Genomic DNA, 14,178 nt, shown 5'->3' with positions numbered 1-14,178 from the left:
ACACCCAATCCAATGGGGCGGAGACGGCGCTTACGTCATATTAATGGTATGCCAGCCTTGGTCATGAAACCATTTGCTTTCCGCGGCGGTCGAAAATCGCGGCCCTTCAATGACGACAACCGTACCCTCAGGATGGGCGGGTACATCAGCGTCTTTCAGCGCCGAAATTGCTGCAGCCCTCATACGTTCGCAATATGGAAACGCGGAGCTGATATGCGCACCTTGCTTGCCACTAAAGATTGTATCTTCGCGCCTTCTTGTTCTGTCCACGAACTGGCTTGTGACAACAAAGTCCCCTTTTCTATAGCTTTTTTGGAGACTGCCGACCGTGTTAAAGCCTAATATTTGGCTAACACCGAGTTGCTTTAACGCCGCGAGGTTTGCCTTATAAGGGACCTCAGATGGCAGAAAGTCGTGGTTCTTTCCATGGCGCGGTAGGAATGCGACCTCGCGTCCATTGATCGTTCCTATACTAACTGGCGAGCTAGGTTGTCCAAATGGCGTCTCTACTTCTACCTCAACGACGTCGTCGAAAAGCTTGTAGAAACCTGTTCCGCCTATGATTCCCAAGACTGGAGGCATGACTATTTCCTCAATGGTTCTAATGGGGTTGCAGTTCAGATAAGATTTTCACGGCGATCGCCGGAACCGACATTTTTGCAAGATTAGTGACTTCGCCATAAAGTCGAACACCATGTTCTGTGGTTGATGAGCGAAACATCAGCCACTGTTTGTCGTTACTCGTCAGTCGAACGGTACCTCCCACAAGTTCAGTTAATCTTGATTCCGTGAACTCGAGCGCAGTCCCAAGTCTGGAGAGGATGCCCGCATATTGAGCGGGCGTCGGTAGAACCGGTACTTCGAAGAAGTTTTCTAACCAAACCAGTCTAGCTGTGCCAAAGTGATCGTGCATTTCCTTGACTTGGCAAGACAATGGAGTCGATCCAGAGGACAGCATTTCAGAAACAAGTGTTGCGATTGCGAATGGATCACGGTCAGTCGACCAACCGCGAACGGCAAGATCGCCGACTGCACCACCTGCGATATCGGCGTCACCGCTTAGTAGCATCGGCGCCAGGTATTTAAACCCGATTTGTGTTTCGGACAAAGCCACCCCAAAGTGTGCGGCGGCGAGCCGAATAGACATTCCTGTCGACTGTGTGATCGCGACCCTTGAGATTCTGGATCCCGCGTCGATTTCATGGCGAAGAATCAATGCCATTAAGTCGTGCGGCAGAATGGTGTTTCCTGCTTCATCCAAGGTGTAGATGCGGTCGCCATCTCCATCCAGTACTATGCCGAAGTCCGCACCCTCTTGCAAAATGCGCAAGCGCGTTCTTTGACGCGCTTCGGGTTTAGACGGATCTGGCGAAGCGCCTCCGAAGGTGAAGGAGGGCTTCCCACCGCAAGGTATTACGTACCAGCCCAATTCGGCCCCTAGCCGCACCATTGCAAATTCGCCAATACCACCCAGTCCATCCACCACCACCCTGAAGGGTCGGTGCTTAACACGCGTTCGCGTCAGAATATTTTTGATGCAAATCAATATATTCGTCAGCCTCTTCGATATTTATTGAATGGCCTCGCGCAGACTCTGGAGCTTCCGAGTCTCCTCTACAGGTGGACGACAAACATTTGTCAATTGCTGCCACTAATTCTTGAGAGGCTGGCAAGCCGTTGGCAACCTTTAACTTTATTCCATTCCAGTTGGGAGGATTGTGACTTGCTGTCACTAGGATAGCGAGATCAAACCCATTCGCAGTGAGAAATGATGCTGTGGCCGTTGGCAAAAACCGGACCAAAACCGGGACAATCTTTCGCAACCGCAGCACAGCGATGGCCGCGTCTTCGGCCACCTCCCTGCTCAGCGTACAACTGTCGAAGGCGATAAGGATTTTCTGGCGAGCCGGACCCGATGGCGAAGCGTCCAAAATAGATTGCACAACCCTCAAAGCACTGGCCCGGGTGAAGTCCTTTCCAATCACGCCCCGCCAGCCATCTGCACTACTTTTCGGATTTGATTGGATCGTTGTGGCTTCGGTGTTTTTGCTCATGGCGAGGACTTTCTCGTATAAAGGCGGTCAAGAAGGTAGTCCAAATCGAACTTGCTGGAGCGAGCGCCTATGGTCTCGACTGCAATCATCCCGCCGGCGTTCCCAACCGTTAAACAGTCACTGATTGTAAGCCCCGCTTTATCCGCTAAAATGAAGCAAGATGCGAACAAGTCCCCGGCCCCAGTGGGATCAACGCATTCGGTTGCAAATCCTGGAATTAGATACGACTCGCCGTTAAGAAAACCTGCCGCTCCCTTCGCTCCCCGGGTCTCAACGACAGTTGTTCGATGAGCGGAGGAGAGGGGATTGGGCTTCAGCTTTTTGACGATTTCCGTTTCCGCGCTGTTTAGAAAGATGCAGTGTACTAAAGGAAGAAGCCGAGAGGTAATTTCGTGGGAGGCATAATGTCCACCGGGTGTCCAATAAACATCGGGGAGTTCAACGTTAGCTTCGAGTAGCGAAACCAGTTGCTTGAGGAAGCTCAAGGGCGGGTCGAAAAGTGCAATGGCGTCGAAGTCCGCTAAGGCCTCATTTGGAATATCACCCAGATGTTCGTTGGCACCCCGTTCCAGAATCATGAAATGACAATTTGAGAATACCGGGATAATTGCGCGTCCAGTAGGTTCATTGACCACACGGACTAGGCTGGTTTCTATCCCACGTTGGGAAAGATCGTCCAACAGCCATGACCCTGCTGAATCGACACCTATAGCGCCAAGAATGCTTGTCTGCATACCGAGTTGAGCAAATGCGCTCGCAGCGTTACCGGCATGCCCCCCGGCTACAACCTGCTTACCAGCCACGTATGTAGCACTATCATCACGAAAATCGCTGGGCAAAAAGAAAATTTCGTCGACGTTAAGGGCACCTATAACAAGTACTTTTGTCTTAGGAGCAACTTCCAGAAGACGGCTGAAATTCAATTGCCGATCAATGCGCTGATTAACGAATGTCATTTGGCGGCAACCCCGCTGATTTCAACGAGGCAACCTTTTTCTGCGAGGGCGGAAACCTCAAGCAATGTACTCGACGGGGCGGGACTACCTACAATTTCGTTCCTGATACGTGAGACTGCATCGAAGTTTGCAAGGTCTGAAAGATATATCGTCAATGAAACCAGATCAGACAGGTCGGCCCCGGCTTCTGAAAGGATTGCCTCAATTCTCTCAAAGACAACGCGCGTTTGTCCGGCGGGATCACCCTCACATACCACATTTCCGGCACCGTCAGTTGCGATTTGACCTGTCACAAATATAAGCCGCGATCCGGCTGAAAACGTTACCGCCATACCAGGGGAGTAGCGCCCAATTGGCTTGGAATGACCCGCTGGTAAAAGAGTAGCCCGTTCAGTGGCCATCAGTAAAGCACTCCTCGTCCAACCCAAACGTTGCCTTAATCGATGAGAGATATAGTGCTCGGATCTCCACCATATCCGGAGCCTCAAATACCCATTTCGCAGCCTCCGCGATCTGTGTCGCAGACAACCCGTTCGGCCGCGTTCCCGGTCGTGCTGCCTGGTGGCCGCCAGAAAAATATGTATCAACCCTACTTGGATAGACTTGGCAGACCCTTGCTCCCCGCGTCCTATATTCGCGACGAAACGTGCTAAGCAGCATTTCAAGACCAGATTTGGCGCTAGTGGATGGAATCTAACGCTTGGTGCCCGCGTTTAACGGCGGCGATGATTTTGTCGGGATCGGCGGTCCAAGTGAAGGGCTTTGGCTTTTTGTTGTGCTCAACGAGGAAACGGTTGATGGCGGCCTGGAGATCGACGACGGAATGGAAAACGCCGCGTTTCAGACGCCGCTTCGACAGCCTGGCGAAGAAACCCTCCACCGCGTTGAGCCATGAGCTTGAAGTCGGAGTGAAGTGGAAGGTGAAACGCTCGTGACGGTCGAGCCAGGCTCTCACCTTGGGATGCTTGTGGGCAGCATAGTTGTCGAGGATGACGTGGACGGCCTTGTCGTCCGGCACCTGGGCGTTAATGGCGTTGAGGAAGCGGATGAACTCCTGATGACGATGACGCTGCATGTTGCGGCCGATGACGGTGCCGTCGAGCACGTTGAGGGCGGCAAACAGCGTGGTTGTGCCGTGCCGCTTGTAGTCGTGGGTCATGGTGCCGAGCCGACCCTTCTTCATCGGCAGGCCCGGCTGGGTGCGGTCGAGCGCCTGGATTTGGCTTTTCTCATCGACCGACAACACGACGGCGTGGGCTGGCGGATCAACATAGAGGCCGACAACGTCTCGCAGCTTGTCGACGAATTTCGGGTCGTTGGACAATTTGAACTGCCGCCACCGATGAGGTGCGAGGCCATGCGCTTTCCAGATACGCCTGACTGCGCTGGCGCTGATGCCGGCGGCCGTCGCCATCATGTCGGCCGTCCAGTGCGTCGTCTCGCCCGGCGGATCAGCCAGCGTCAGGGCCACCACACGCTCGGCGACATCGGGTCCGAGCCGCACAATACGCGACGGCCGCGTCTTGTCGCGCAGGAGACCCTCGACGCCTTCTGTGGCGAAGCGCTCTTGCCAGCGCCATACGCAGGTCTTCGATTTGCCGGTCTGGCGCATAATCTCGACAGTTCCGACGCCATCGGCACTCAGCAGGATGATCTCGGCCCGCCAGACGTGCTTTTGGGGCGCATTGCGATCCCTGGTCAAGGCCATCAGGCGTTGGTGATCTGTTGGCGAAACGGTGAACGATATTCCTGTGCGCATGCGCCAGACTCGCATGCCAACCCAGCAAATGGAATCCCATACAGGACTCTTATGTCAGGCGGTAACCACTAGCATAGGCAGCACGGTCTGGAAATGCGCTCAATACAGAGTCGGAAAGGATGCCCATAACAATTGGGAAGCGAGGAAAATCGAAAAGCGGCAATAGCGCTTTGATAGTCACGAAGGCACCTGTAAGATTTCCTTCAAGGGTATTTACCCATTCCTCGTGACCAAGCTGCGATAGAGATTGCCATCGTCCGTGCCCTGCATTCAACACGAGCCCCGCTAATCTAATACCCTCCGGAATACTACGATCGACAGCAAGCCCGACTTGCTGAGGATCCCCAACATCCGCACTAGCCCAGTGAAGCCTGGATCCGTCCGGCGAAATGTCATTCGCAATGGCCTCGAGGCGTGTAGCGTCCCGGGCCCAAAGAATGACCCCAAAACCTGCGCACCAGAGGCTTCGGGCTATTGCTTCTCCGATGCCTCGACTTGCACCAGTAACAACGACCCAACGTAGTTTTTCATCCTGTGTTGCCATGCGACGCATCACCGGCGCCTCCACTCTATTTCGGTGCGCTGCGACACCTCGGATGGAAGGGTAGGATTCAGCTGAGACAATATGTAAAATCCGAGGTTGACCGACTTCACCAAAGGCGAGGTCGTTCCACCGATCGAAGCGATGCCGTCGCAGTCGACAAGCTCAGCCGCGATTTCACCATCGAATATAGCTCTGAGTGCGTTCCGCTTTCCCTGGTGGATTGCAAGCCGTCCATGCGATAGTCTCAGTGCGGCAGCCACTATCAATGCACCAGAACAGCAGCAACAAATCCAAACGCCGCGATCTCGGGCTGAACGTATAGTGGACGCCAGTTCGCTCGAGTGCGCCACAGCGCTTGCGCCTTTACCACCGGGTACAACAAGGATTTCGAACCCGGTTATGTCCGAGCTCAGGAGCTGGGCAGCGAACTGCACACCTCCCGAGCTGGTTACCACTTCTTTAAGCGCCATCATTTGCAAAGACGCGATCGAATCCTGCGCCTTAGCGAGGATGGAATACAGCCCGAACAGATCAAGTTCGTCCACGCCGTCATAAGCCAAAATAACGATGTGCGGCGGACCACTAAACGTATGTTTCTTAATAGTCGCCGGTTCCATTGTTACTGGGCCGCCGCAACATTGGCGCCGTAGCAAAGCCGGTCGAATGACTCTTCGAGCTGAGCTTTCGAATAGCGCTCGTGCCCTACGGCCGGGGACTTTAAGCAGCTTGCAGCGGCAAGTGGAAAGCCACCAAGTTTCTGCCGCTTTGCTAACGCAGCGATCCGAATTAGATCAATAATCACACCCGCAGCGTTGCTTGAATCTTGAACTTTCAGTTTCAAGTCGATAGAGACGGGGCGACCAGCCCAGCCGAGACCTTCGACATTAATCATCGCAATCTTGTTATCGTTCAGGTGACTAACATATCCGGCGGATGGAATGATATGGACCTTCGAAGTGTCAAGTCCCTCCTGCCGAAGTGCATTTATTTTCGATTCTCCTTTGCTTGCACCGTGGTCGCGCAGATTTCGGAAGTCTTCATTGCCGCCGAAGTTCAATTGATAGGAACTGTCTAGTGTAATGCCTCGCTCACCAAACAGCTGCAGCAGAGAACGGTGGACGATGGAGGCTCCAAGATGGCTCGCAAGATCGTCGCCTACACATGGAATTCCGGCACCCTCGAACTGCGCTAAGAGTTCGGGCATTCTCGCGATACTTTCGGGGGTACAATTTACGAACGCGACGCCGGCCATAAGCGCAGCCTTGGCATAAAGCTCTGCGGCCCATTGAAGGCCCGTTGGGAGAGAGTAAAGAAGAACTTCAGCCCCAGAATCCCTCAAGCTTTTGACTACATGGGCCATCGCCAAATCTGAATCGGCAGTATGCGAAGTGAAGCCATGCTCCACCTTAAAGCTATATTGAGCCAGATCGACGTCAAGGATGGGATAGTTATTGGGGGCCGCGAGAACTGCTTCGGTAAATGGCTTATCGACTTTCGTTTGGCTCACGTCGTAAGCTGCAACAAACTCAACATCAAACACATTGATATCGCCAATAACAGTTTTCCGAATGCCGTAAGAGGCTTCCTCTGTCCGACCACTGGCGCACATCTGTCTATAATAGGACACGCCTTGGTATAAGGCAGAAATATTGTTCCCTACTCCTGCGACCGCAAGCTTTACTGCACTTGACATGATAGAATCTCCGTTGACAAGGAAGTACTGATTTTCTTTCCTGCATGAACTGACGCACACATAAGTTTCTGTGCCGCAATTCCATCTGCTATCGAAGCTGGCACGACTGATCCAACCTTTTGGTTTGCCTGAATTGCGGGAATAATATAATCGTAAGGGTTGAGTCCGCCGGTATAAGTCTCTTCGATTTTGCTGCTTCCCCGTATTTCGAACTGGAGGCATCCGTTACCGTTTGCAACATTTATAAGGAGCGCCGCAGTTCCGTTCGGGCCATACATTCGGAATGACAATTGAGTGGTGCCAACGGCGACCCTCGATACTGAAACTCGCGCCGTCCTAGCTTCCGCTGCGTTAACTAGATAGACGTTGGCAAAATCGTCGGCATCGCATTCTATATCTTTGCCTTCGGCCGATCTCATGGGATGAGCGACACCGAGGTCGGCGCTTTTGATTGACCATTCTTCGGCGCTTATGAAACGCAAGAGATCAAATAAGTGGACTCCCATATCTGCAAGTGCTCCAGCCCCAGCGCTGCCTGCGGTATGTCGCCAAGGCCAAAGTGTGTGATTTCCACCGAGAAAGTCGTGGCAGAAGTCCGCGTCAAAATGCGTGACCACTCCGAATTCTCCTGAGATAACAAACTCTCGCAACTTTTGAACTGCGGGATGTAAGCGCCATTGGAAAAAAATATATGCAGGCTTCCCGGTAGCGCGTGCAATCATACCGATCTCTTCGGCTACTTCCACGCTCTCAGCGACAGGCTTCTCCAATACCACCGCAACGCTTGCTTTGGCGGCGACGCGCATCAGGTGTAGATGAGTGCTGGGCGGCGAGGTAATTACGATTAGATCGTACCGCCCACTCAATATCATCGAGCCGGCGTCATCGCTCAATTCGACGATGCCGTACCTACTCTGCACGGCCAACGCCTGATCCCGATCACTAAAATAGGCTAGTCCGCAAAGTTCGATGCCTTGAAACTGTGACAACCAGAGCGCATGCTGTGCGCCAAATCCCGTGCCTATTAACATGCACTTCATTGCTGCCTACCGCCGCCTTAGTTGTGCCAATGTCGAGAAGCATCGTTGATTTTAATTCGAGCGACAATCGAAGTTTTTTACATGCGGTTCTACTAATAGGCGAGTCATGGAAAATTTATCAAAATATCATTTGAATGGCTTGAGAGCCGTCGACGCCCTAGCGCGCCACGGCACGCTCGCAGCAGCAGCCAACGAACTTTGCATTTCACCCGGAGCGATCAGTAAGCACGTTCTTGGTGTAGAGCAAAAAATCGGTAAGAAGCTCTTCAGTCGAACGGCTTCAGGATTTAAGGCAGTAGAGAATGTAGAAGAGTTCCTCATCGAGCTCACGCGAGGGTTTAGATTTTTATCCAATTCGCTTGAGCAACTTAAGGAACACGCCCCCAAGCAAATTCGTCTTTCAGTTGCTCCTGCGTTTGCGAAAAGCTGGTTGATACCTCGGTTAACAAACTTCTATCGTCGCCATCCAGAAATTGTCATTAGCCTTGATGCCTCCCGGGACATCATCGATATTTCTCATCACGGCTATGACTGCGCCATCCGTTTTGGGAAAGGGAATTGGCGGGGAACTGAGCGGACCAGGATCATGGACCAGCTATTATTTCCGGTTTGCAACCCTCACTTTGTCCCACTTCTCAGGTCACTAGAGGACCTGCTAAACGTGAACATAATCACAAGTGAGAGCATTGGGATGAATTGGCAAATATGGTTGGAGGCTAACGGCGCAGAGGGACTACAGTTACAGAGAAAACTTTCTTTTTCCGATGAAGACCTATGCTTAAGCGCTGCAGTAAATGGGCTTGGTGTAGCACTGTCCTGGCAGACACAGGCAATCGATTCGCTCCGGTCCGGGCAACTTGTCGTCCCATTTGCTTCCAGTGTGCCCACAGGATTTTCTTATTGGCTGTTGACCCCGTCGGGCACCCGGCTCTCTGCTTCGGTGCAGGCATTTAAGGAGTGGCTGGAAGATGAGATGGTGATTTGCCGTGGCTTATTTGACATTATTCCACCCCCCACAAACTTGCATAGCGAAGTTTAGATGGTAAAAAAATCCCGCCTTATTGTGACTGGAAGCAGCGGCCGTGTTGGCCAAGCGATATGTGCGGCTGCGGCGAGCACGTTTGATGTAATCGGTATCGACCGGCTTCCCGGGCCTACAACATCCGTTATCGGTGATGTTACAAATTATGACGATCTTGCCCGGGCTTTCGCTGGCGCACAAGCGGTTATACATAGTGCAGGGCTTCATGCCCCCCATGTTAACACGGTTCCCGATTGCGAATTTCAGAAGGTGAATGTGGTTGGGACACTTACCGTTGCTAAAGCTGCTATAGCTGCCGGAACGGCTCGGATTATCTTTACGAGCACAACGGCCCTATATGGAGCAAAAACTGAAGCAAACGGTGCCGCTGAGTGGATCAATGCCAGCGCGAAACCGAAGCCGCGAACAATATATCATTTCACCAAAATTAAAGCTGAGGAATGTCTTGCGGAGGTGGCTTGTAGATCTCTGCACGTGACAATTTTACGTATTGCCCGATGCTTTCCTGAAAGTCCGCAATTAATGGCGCTTTATAGGTTACATCGCGGTATCGATATCCGAGATGTCGCCTCGGCACATTTGCGTGCTCTCCAAATCGAAGGGGCACAGCTTTCGACGCACATTGTTAGCGCGACAACCCCATTCTTGCTTAAAGATTGCGAAACGCTCGGAAACAATGCGTTATCCGTAATTCAAAAGCGGTGTCCGGGCATCGTGCAAGCTTTCCGAGAACGAGGTTGGACACTTCCAAGGACCATAGATCGAGTCTATGACAATTCTGACGCTCGCCTGTCACTCAAATGGAAACCGCAATTTGGCTACGAGGCCGTACTCTCGATGCTTGACGATGAAATTACGGATGGGCTCCCACGAGGTTGAAGAGATCCCGAAAACGGTTGGTCGTAAGTATTCATTCAACCAGAGCCACAGGCTTTGGGGCGCCGTGCGTGATAGTCGGTCCATGGAGATCGATGAAGACAAGATCGACGACGCCCTTTTGGCGACGTTGGGGTGACGCTGCATAACGGCTGTTGTGCCTGGAAGGGTCTCGCTGGCCACAGTCGGATCCGCTTCACAAGAAGAGCTTTATTGGAATCCGATCAGGGATGCGGGCGACACATAAGCGAGCCAAGCCTTGGGTCGGCGTTGTTGAGACGGAGGTCGCGCGCTGGTAATTGATGTAAGGGGTTCTTCTGAGAAATAGGAGTTTTCCTCGTCTTTACAAACCGACGATGTTCGATGTTCTGCGACTGCTCAGCCTGAACTATGCCCCCCAGAAACTTCCCAGAGTTCCATAAATAGGCATTACGCATTTTTTTATCGATGGAGGGTACATACGCGGGCTACGTGACCCTGCCGGTTATATAATGATTTTGGAGGATATCTTTCGGCGCCCATGCAGGACACGGACTATTTCAATAGCACTGCCACTGAGTCGATAAAGGGTTAGATACTCACCTGAGACGAGATGCCGAATGCCAGGCGCGATATCGTCGCGCGCAACTCCAGAGTAGGGGTGTCGGGCGAGATTGTCCCAGCGTGCTTCAATCGCGTCAAGAACACGGTCAGCTGCAATTGTGTTGTCAGCGGCGATATAGGACCATATTTCAATCAGGTCCTCGTCCGCGCGGTCTGTTCTGACAATTGAATGCACGGTTAGCGTTCGTCTCGTGAAGATTCTAATCGTTCGCGCGCTGCAGCTTTTACCTCTGCCATTGTCGAGCGCGAACTTGGCCCACTTTCAATACCTTCCTGCACAAGCATTCGGAGGTCTTCGACTGTATACCCAAGCAAATCCCGGCGCTCCTTCCACTCGCGGACGGCGTCACGGATAGCTTCACTCGTTGATGCATATTCTCCAGCATCGACTGCGTTCCGCACAAACCCCGCCATTTCGGACGTCAAAGCAATCGTAATCTTCTCGACTGTCGCCATACTTCGTTAGTCTCCGAGTTACCCAAGAAACGGTATGCGATTAGCGTACCGCATGCAAGGGGCGATTATGACATTCAACCGAAGCAACCTCCTGAACCGATTGATTTTCCATCCCGCCCCAGCCGGTGAACCCAGTGGCCGTGGGTTCATACCCTATCAAGGCGATCCTATCTGTGCCGGATTTCAGTTTCTCGGGAAACCCTCCTTCGAAAAAAATCGCTGGTCAAGCGGGCGGCGCATCGACCGCCCGTCAAATCATCGCGCAAACTCACCGAGGGTCGGCCACCGCCACATAGACGACAGAGTGCCCGTCATAACGCGGCGCAAACCATCTGCCGCTGCAATCCTTGTAGGTTATGCCGCTAACAACAACGTTCGTGCATTCGGCCGGCACGGTGGCAACCACAGTACCAATGGCTATGGCCGTCGCTGTCGCTACGCCCCAAGCTGCCGCTGGCCCCCAATAGCCCGGGTAGTATGGCCCCGGAGGTGGAGGTGGCCCCCAGCCATGCGGCCCGGGAGGCGGTCCCGGCGGGTGTGGGCCCGGACCCGGAGGATGCGGTCCCGGCCCTGGAGGATGCGGCCCAGGTCCGGGGCCATGGGGATGATTGCCGCCTGGGGGCGGTTGATGGCCGGCATGCCGCTCTGGCCCATGGGGCGGATGCATTCCGCCGCCCGGCGGGTGATACCGCGGCTGGAAGTGCGCCGGTCCGTTGAACCCGCCGCCGTGGAAACCACCACCATGGAAGCCGCCGCCGCCGAAGTTCATGCGGGGCACGCGGCCGCCGAAGCCGCCACGGGCCTCGGCGATCTGCGGAACGACAAGCGCCGTCGCCAGAAGGGCACTGATGAAGAAAGAGGGCTTTTTCATTTCTTGGTCTCCTCTCCGACGAAGCCGATCTTGGCCGAACCTTCTGGCGGCTTGTATTCGAACGCGTCCGCGGGGATGTCGGCATTCTCGGTCCAATGCAGGACCGTCGTGATCCGCGGTCGGGTGTCTTCCTGCCGGTCTACAAGCGATATCTTCAGAGGCAGCGGGCTGCCCTCGGTCGCGATCCAGATTTCGGCGTCCTGGTCGGGGCCGCGGAATGCCCAGTGGTCGGTTTGATTGCCATCGACCGTGGCATGGCCGACGAAGAAGCCTTCGCGGATGATGTCGATGGGAGCGTCCTTGGTTCCCCAGGAGAACAGGTCGGCAAGGGGGAACTGCAGGTTATAGCGCTGCGCAGCCCTTTCCAAGGTTTCCTTGATAGTCGGCGGTGCGGGAACCTGCGCGTATGTCTTCTGGTCGGGAGAGGCGTAGATCAGCGTCTTGCCGTCATAGACGAGTTCGCCGTGCACGACGTCGGTGACGAGATCGATCCGCAGATGGTCAGGCCGCTTGACCTCGTAGGTCGCTTCGCCGCCGATCTCCAGCTTCTGTCCGTCGTCGAGAACAACCTCGCTCGTGGTGTCGGCCTTGATCGTGAAATTCTGAAGCGACTGAAGATGGTCTCCCATCTTCTTGAGAGCCTCGATGGACGCGGGCTCCACCTCCGGTTCCTTGGGCGGTCTCTCCTTCGCCAGAACGCCTCCCGTAACGAGCAGCATGACCGCTGTTGGGATTGCGAGGCGCGAGCCAAATCTTGCCTTCATCGGTTCCCTTCCTTTCACCCGCTTCGGTGCGGGACGTCGTCAGGAAGGCAGGGACTGGGCGCTTGCGGAAGTACGTTACGGTAAATCTCGGCGTAAATTTGCCGTCATGAGCCGTGATTGCCGTAAGGAGGGAGGGCCGTTTCCCGACAGCCCTCCGCCCGCAGCAGTCTAGCCCTACGGCGTCTGCGTGAACAGACCGAGATTGAAGAGCTGGACGCGGCGGTTGTCGGCGGAGTCGGCTTTGGCCGCATCGATCGGGAAGTACTCGCCGACGCCCACGGAGTAGAGGCGTTCCGGCTGGACGGCGAAGGTGGTCGACAGGACTTCCTTGATTGCATCCGCACGATGCTGGCTTAGGTCGAAGTTGTGCTTGTCCCCGCCCGTTGCGCTCGCATGGCCTACGATCAGGAACCTGTAGGCCCACAAGTTCGGGTGATGTAGCGCGTCGGCGATCAAACCGAGGGTGCGGTAGGACTTCGGTTCGATGGCGACGCTGTCGTTTACGAAGTCGATCTCGACCACCATCTGCGGCAGCTTGGCGAGCTTGCTCCAGTTTGGCAGCCCGGACATCTGCTTTCCAGCGCCGCTCATGGCTTCCTGGCGAAGAAGCTCGACATCTACGATCGGAGCCGCGCCCGCGAGCTTGCCGAGGCTGGAGGTGATCCGCTGTTCGGTGACCTGCTGCGCAGAGCCCGTGGCGGGCACCATCGACACAGCTACGGCAAGCACGGCCAGCAAGGGAAGGGTGAACTTATTCATCTGACCTCTCCTCATGTCAGCGCCAGCCCGCATCGGTGATCGCCGCGTTACATTTCGCTCCGACGATCCGATACGTCTTCACGAGGCAGGCAAGTATGTTGCCGTCTCCCTTCACCCCTGGGCAATGCTGCGCCATGTCGTGGGCGCAAATCTTGGATTAGGAAGCCTGGGCCTCCTCCCGCTTGGAAAGCGAAGCGGCCACCCCGGCCAATGTCGATCTGCAGATCGGAGAAACTTTAGCGGCATTCTGCTGGAGGCAGACGGCAATCCGGCCGTTGCCGAGGTTCAGTCCCTTGCAAAGCTTCTGGATGTCGGTTCCGCAGTCATTGGCGAGTGTAGTCACCGCGTCGGCGTAGCTGATTGTCTCGGCCTTAGTCCCCGAGACGGAAGCGACACACATCAGTGCCGTCGCCGCCGCGGCTTTCCAGGTCTTCATCATGGTCGAACCCCTCTCGATCATGGCGTCGGGGCGACGCCTATGGAACGGGTGGGAGACTTGCCGAGATCGGCAGGCTGCGGAAGTACGTTACGGTAAATGTCGACGTAAATACCCGATCAGGAACCGCCCTTACGATCCTTTCCGCCGAGAGCCTTCCAGATCGTCGGCGCATAAACCAGGCATGCGCAGAAGCCTGCAAGAAGAATTAGCGAGACGCCCATCTGAACGATGTCGTAGCGAAACGACCCATCAACGAAGAACCATCCGGTGATGATCCCGGCAACGGCGAAGGGCAGGCGGGCGAGCAATGGAAACCACATTT

At 54.5% G+C, this 14,178-nt stretch carries 18 protein-coding genes and 1 pseudogene; 2 read left to right on the top strand and 17 right to left on the bottom strand.

Annotated elements, in window-relative coordinates; all coding sequences use genetic code 11:
- Positions 1-30: 30 nt before the first annotated feature.
- The 10 genes from J5278_RS19720 to J5278_RS19675 all read right to left on the bottom strand — a co-directional run bounded on the left by J5278_RS19720 (position 31) and on the right by J5278_RS19675 (position 8,037).
- Positions 31-582 carry an MTAP family purine nucleoside phosphorylase gene (locus J5278_RS19720; RefSeq protein ID WP_219258893.1) on the bottom strand — a complete coding sequence of 184 codons (552 nt, stop codon included), beginning with the start codon at positions 580-582 and terminating at the stop codon, positions 31-33.
- A 19-nt stretch (positions 583-601) separates the two neighbouring features.
- Positions 602-1,483 (bottom strand): hypothetical protein, encoded by an 882-nt coding sequence (locus J5278_RS19715; RefSeq protein ID WP_257623482.1) that lies wholly within the window; start codon positions 1,481-1,483, stop codon positions 602-604.
- Between the two features lie 22 nt (positions 1,484-1,505).
- Positions 1,506-2,054, bottom strand: coding sequence for a hypothetical protein (locus tag J5278_RS19710; RefSeq protein ID WP_209186987.1), 549 nt, complete (start codon positions 2,052-2,054; stop codon positions 1,506-1,508).
- Positions 2,051-3,010, bottom strand: a complete 960-nt coding sequence (locus tag J5278_RS19705) for a carbohydrate kinase family protein (protein ID WP_209186988.1) — start codon at positions 3,008-3,010, stop codon at positions 2,051-2,053. The genes J5278_RS19710 and J5278_RS19705 overlap by 4 nt, the downstream gene beginning before the upstream one ends.
- The gene (locus J5278_RS19700; protein ID WP_209186989.1) at positions 3,007-3,411 is read right to left on the bottom strand and encodes a RidA family protein; all 405 of its coding nucleotides are present in this window, start codon (positions 3,409-3,411) and stop codon (positions 3,007-3,009) included. The genes J5278_RS19705 and J5278_RS19700 overlap by 4 nt, the downstream gene beginning before the upstream one ends.
- A 278-nt stretch (positions 3,412-3,689) precedes the next feature.
- Positions 3,690-4,769: an IS630 family transposase gene (locus J5278_RS19695; RefSeq protein ID WP_111223089.1), complete on the bottom strand. Its 1,080-nt coding sequence runs from the start codon at positions 4,767-4,769 to the stop codon at positions 3,690-3,692.
- A 49-nt stretch (positions 4,770-4,818) separates the two neighbouring features.
- Positions 4,819-5,313: an SDR family oxidoreductase gene (locus J5278_RS19690; RefSeq protein WP_209185871.1), complete on the bottom strand. Its 495-nt coding sequence runs from the start codon at positions 5,311-5,313 to the stop codon at positions 4,819-4,821.
- Positions 5,314-5,321: 8 nt separating this feature from the next.
- Complete coding sequence (locus J5278_RS19685) at positions 5,322-5,930, bottom strand: DJ-1/PfpI family protein (protein WP_209185872.1); 609 nt, start codon at positions 5,928-5,930, stop codon at positions 5,322-5,324.
- Between the two features lie 2 nt (positions 5,931-5,932).
- Complete coding sequence (locus tag J5278_RS19680; protein ID WP_209185873.1) at positions 5,933-7,006, bottom strand: inositol-3-phosphate synthase; 1,074 nt, start codon at positions 7,004-7,006, stop codon at positions 5,933-5,935.
- Positions 6,991-8,037 carry a Gfo/Idh/MocA family protein gene (locus J5278_RS19675; RefSeq protein WP_209185874.1) on the bottom strand — a complete coding sequence of 349 codons (1,047 nt, stop codon included), beginning with the start codon at positions 8,035-8,037 and terminating at the stop codon, positions 6,991-6,993. Before J5278_RS19675 ends, J5278_RS19680 begins: the two co-directional genes overlap by 16 nt.
- 115 nt (positions 8,038-8,152) lie before the next feature.
- Between J5278_RS19675 and J5278_RS19670 the strand changes: the two genes are divergently transcribed.
- On the top strand, positions 8,153-9,085 hold the full coding sequence (locus J5278_RS19670; protein ID WP_209185875.1) for a LysR substrate-binding domain-containing protein: 933 nt from the start codon (positions 8,153-8,155) through the stop codon (positions 9,083-9,085).
- Entirely contained in the window at positions 9,086-9,967 is an 882-nt protein-coding gene (locus J5278_RS19665) for an NAD(P)-dependent oxidoreductase (RefSeq protein ID WP_209185876.1), read from the top strand.
- A 481-nt stretch (positions 9,968-10,448) separates the two neighbouring features.
- Here J5278_RS19665 and J5278_RS19660 read toward each other — a convergent pair whose 3' ends face one another.
- The 7 genes and pseudogenes from J5278_RS19660 to J5278_RS19630 form a co-directional block, all read right to left on the bottom strand.
- Positions 10,449-10,742 (bottom strand): type II toxin-antitoxin system RelE/ParE family toxin, encoded by a 294-nt coding sequence (locus J5278_RS19660; protein ID WP_209185877.1) that lies wholly within the window; start codon positions 10,740-10,742, stop codon positions 10,449-10,451.
- Between the two features lie 2 nt (positions 10,743-10,744).
- Positions 10,745-11,023 (bottom strand): type II toxin-antitoxin system ParD family antitoxin, encoded by a 279-nt coding sequence (locus J5278_RS19655; protein WP_209185878.1) that lies wholly within the window; start codon positions 11,021-11,023, stop codon positions 10,745-10,747.
- A gap of 268 nt (positions 11,024-11,291) precedes the next feature.
- Positions 11,292-11,894 carry a hypothetical protein gene (locus J5278_RS19650; protein ID WP_209185908.1) on the bottom strand — a complete coding sequence of 201 codons (603 nt, stop codon included), beginning with the start codon at positions 11,892-11,894 and terminating at the stop codon, positions 11,292-11,294.
- A complete protein-coding gene (locus tag J5278_RS19645; protein WP_209185879.1) occupies positions 11,891-12,658 on the bottom strand; it encodes a DUF2092 domain-containing protein in 768 nt (255 codons plus the stop codon). The genes J5278_RS19650 and J5278_RS19645 overlap by 4 nt, the downstream gene beginning before the upstream one ends.
- A gap of 174 nt (positions 12,659-12,832) precedes the next feature.
- Positions 12,833-13,417, bottom strand: coding sequence for an OmpA family protein (locus tag J5278_RS19640; protein WP_247749298.1), 585 nt, complete (start codon positions 13,415-13,417; stop codon positions 12,833-12,835).
- Positions 13,418-13,433: 16 nt separating this feature from the next.
- Positions 13,434-13,856: pseudogene (locus tag J5278_RS19635) on the bottom strand (hypothetical protein).
- A gap of 116 nt (positions 13,857-13,972) precedes the next feature.
- A complete protein-coding gene (locus J5278_RS19630; RefSeq protein ID WP_209185881.1) occupies positions 13,973-14,176 on the bottom strand; it encodes a hypothetical protein in 204 nt (67 codons plus the stop codon).
- Positions 14,177-14,178: the final 2 nt, after the last annotated feature.

This window comes from Rhizobium sp. B21/90 (assembly GCF_019355815.1).
GTDB lineage: Bacteria > Pseudomonadota > Alphaproteobacteria > Rhizobiales > Rhizobiaceae > Rhizobium > Rhizobium rhododendri.
The sequence above is the reverse complement of the archived record's forward strand: the minus strand, read 5'-3'. Positions and strand labels throughout refer to the sequence as shown.

What these genes read in the sequence shown, in the direction of transcription:
- J5278_RS19700 (WP_209186989.1), bottom strand. Translation starts at nt 3,411, where the DNA reads ATGGCCACTGAACGGGCTACTCTTTTACCAGCGGGTCATTCCAAGCCA.
- J5278_RS19695 (WP_111223089.1), bottom strand. Translation starts at nt 4,769, where the DNA reads ATGCGCACAGGAATATCGTTCACCGTTTCGCCAACAGATCACCAACGC.
- J5278_RS19630 (WP_209185881.1), bottom strand. Translation starts at nt 14,176, where the DNA reads ATGTGGTTTCCATTGCTCGCCCGCCTGCCCTTCGCCGTTGCCGGGATC.
- J5278_RS19690 (WP_209185871.1), bottom strand. Translation starts at nt 5,313, where the DNA reads ATGGCAACACAGGATGAAAAACTACGTTGGGTCGTTGTTACTGGTGCA.
- J5278_RS19670 (WP_209185875.1), top strand. Translation starts at nt 8,153, where the DNA reads ATGGAAAATTTATCAAAATATCATTTGAATGGCTTGAGAGCCGTCGAC.
- J5278_RS19685 (WP_209185872.1), bottom strand. Translation starts at nt 5,930, where the DNA reads ATGGAACCGGCGACTATTAAGAAACATACGTTTAGTGGTCCGCCGCAC.
- J5278_RS19675 (WP_209185874.1), bottom strand. Translation starts at nt 8,037, where the DNA reads ATGTTAATAGGCACGGGATTTGGCGCACAGCATGCGCTCTGGTTGTCA.
- J5278_RS19640 (WP_247749298.1), bottom strand. Translation starts at nt 13,417, where the DNA reads ATGAATAAGTTCACCCTTCCCTTGCTGGCCGTGCTTGCCGTAGCTGTG.
- J5278_RS19650 (WP_209185908.1), bottom strand. Translation starts at nt 11,894, where the DNA reads ATGAAAAAGCCCTCTTTCTTCATCAGTGCCCTTCTGGCGACGGCGCTT.
- J5278_RS19655 (WP_209185878.1), bottom strand. Translation starts at nt 11,023, where the DNA reads ATGGCGACAGTCGAGAAGATTACGATTGCTTTGACGTCCGAAATGGCG.
- J5278_RS19720 (WP_219258893.1), bottom strand. Translation starts at nt 582, where the DNA reads ATGCCTCCAGTCTTGGGAATCATAGGCGGAACAGGTTTCTACAAGCTT.
- J5278_RS19645 (WP_209185879.1), bottom strand. Translation starts at nt 12,658, where the DNA reads ATGAAGGCAAGATTTGGCTCGCGCCTCGCAATCCCAACAGCGGTCATG.
- J5278_RS19705 (WP_209186988.1), bottom strand. Translation starts at nt 3,010, where the DNA reads ATGACATTCGTTAATCAGCGCATTGATCGGCAATTGAATTTCAGCCGT.
- J5278_RS19710 (WP_209186987.1), bottom strand. Translation starts at nt 2,054, where the DNA reads ATGAGCAAAAACACCGAAGCCACAACGATCCAATCAAATCCGAAAAGT.
- J5278_RS19680 (WP_209185873.1), bottom strand. Translation starts at nt 7,006, where the DNA reads ATGTCAAGTGCAGTAAAGCTTGCGGTCGCAGGAGTAGGGAACAATATT.
- J5278_RS19665 (WP_209185876.1), top strand. Translation starts at nt 9,086, where the DNA reads ATGGTAAAAAAATCCCGCCTTATTGTGACTGGAAGCAGCGGCCGTGTT.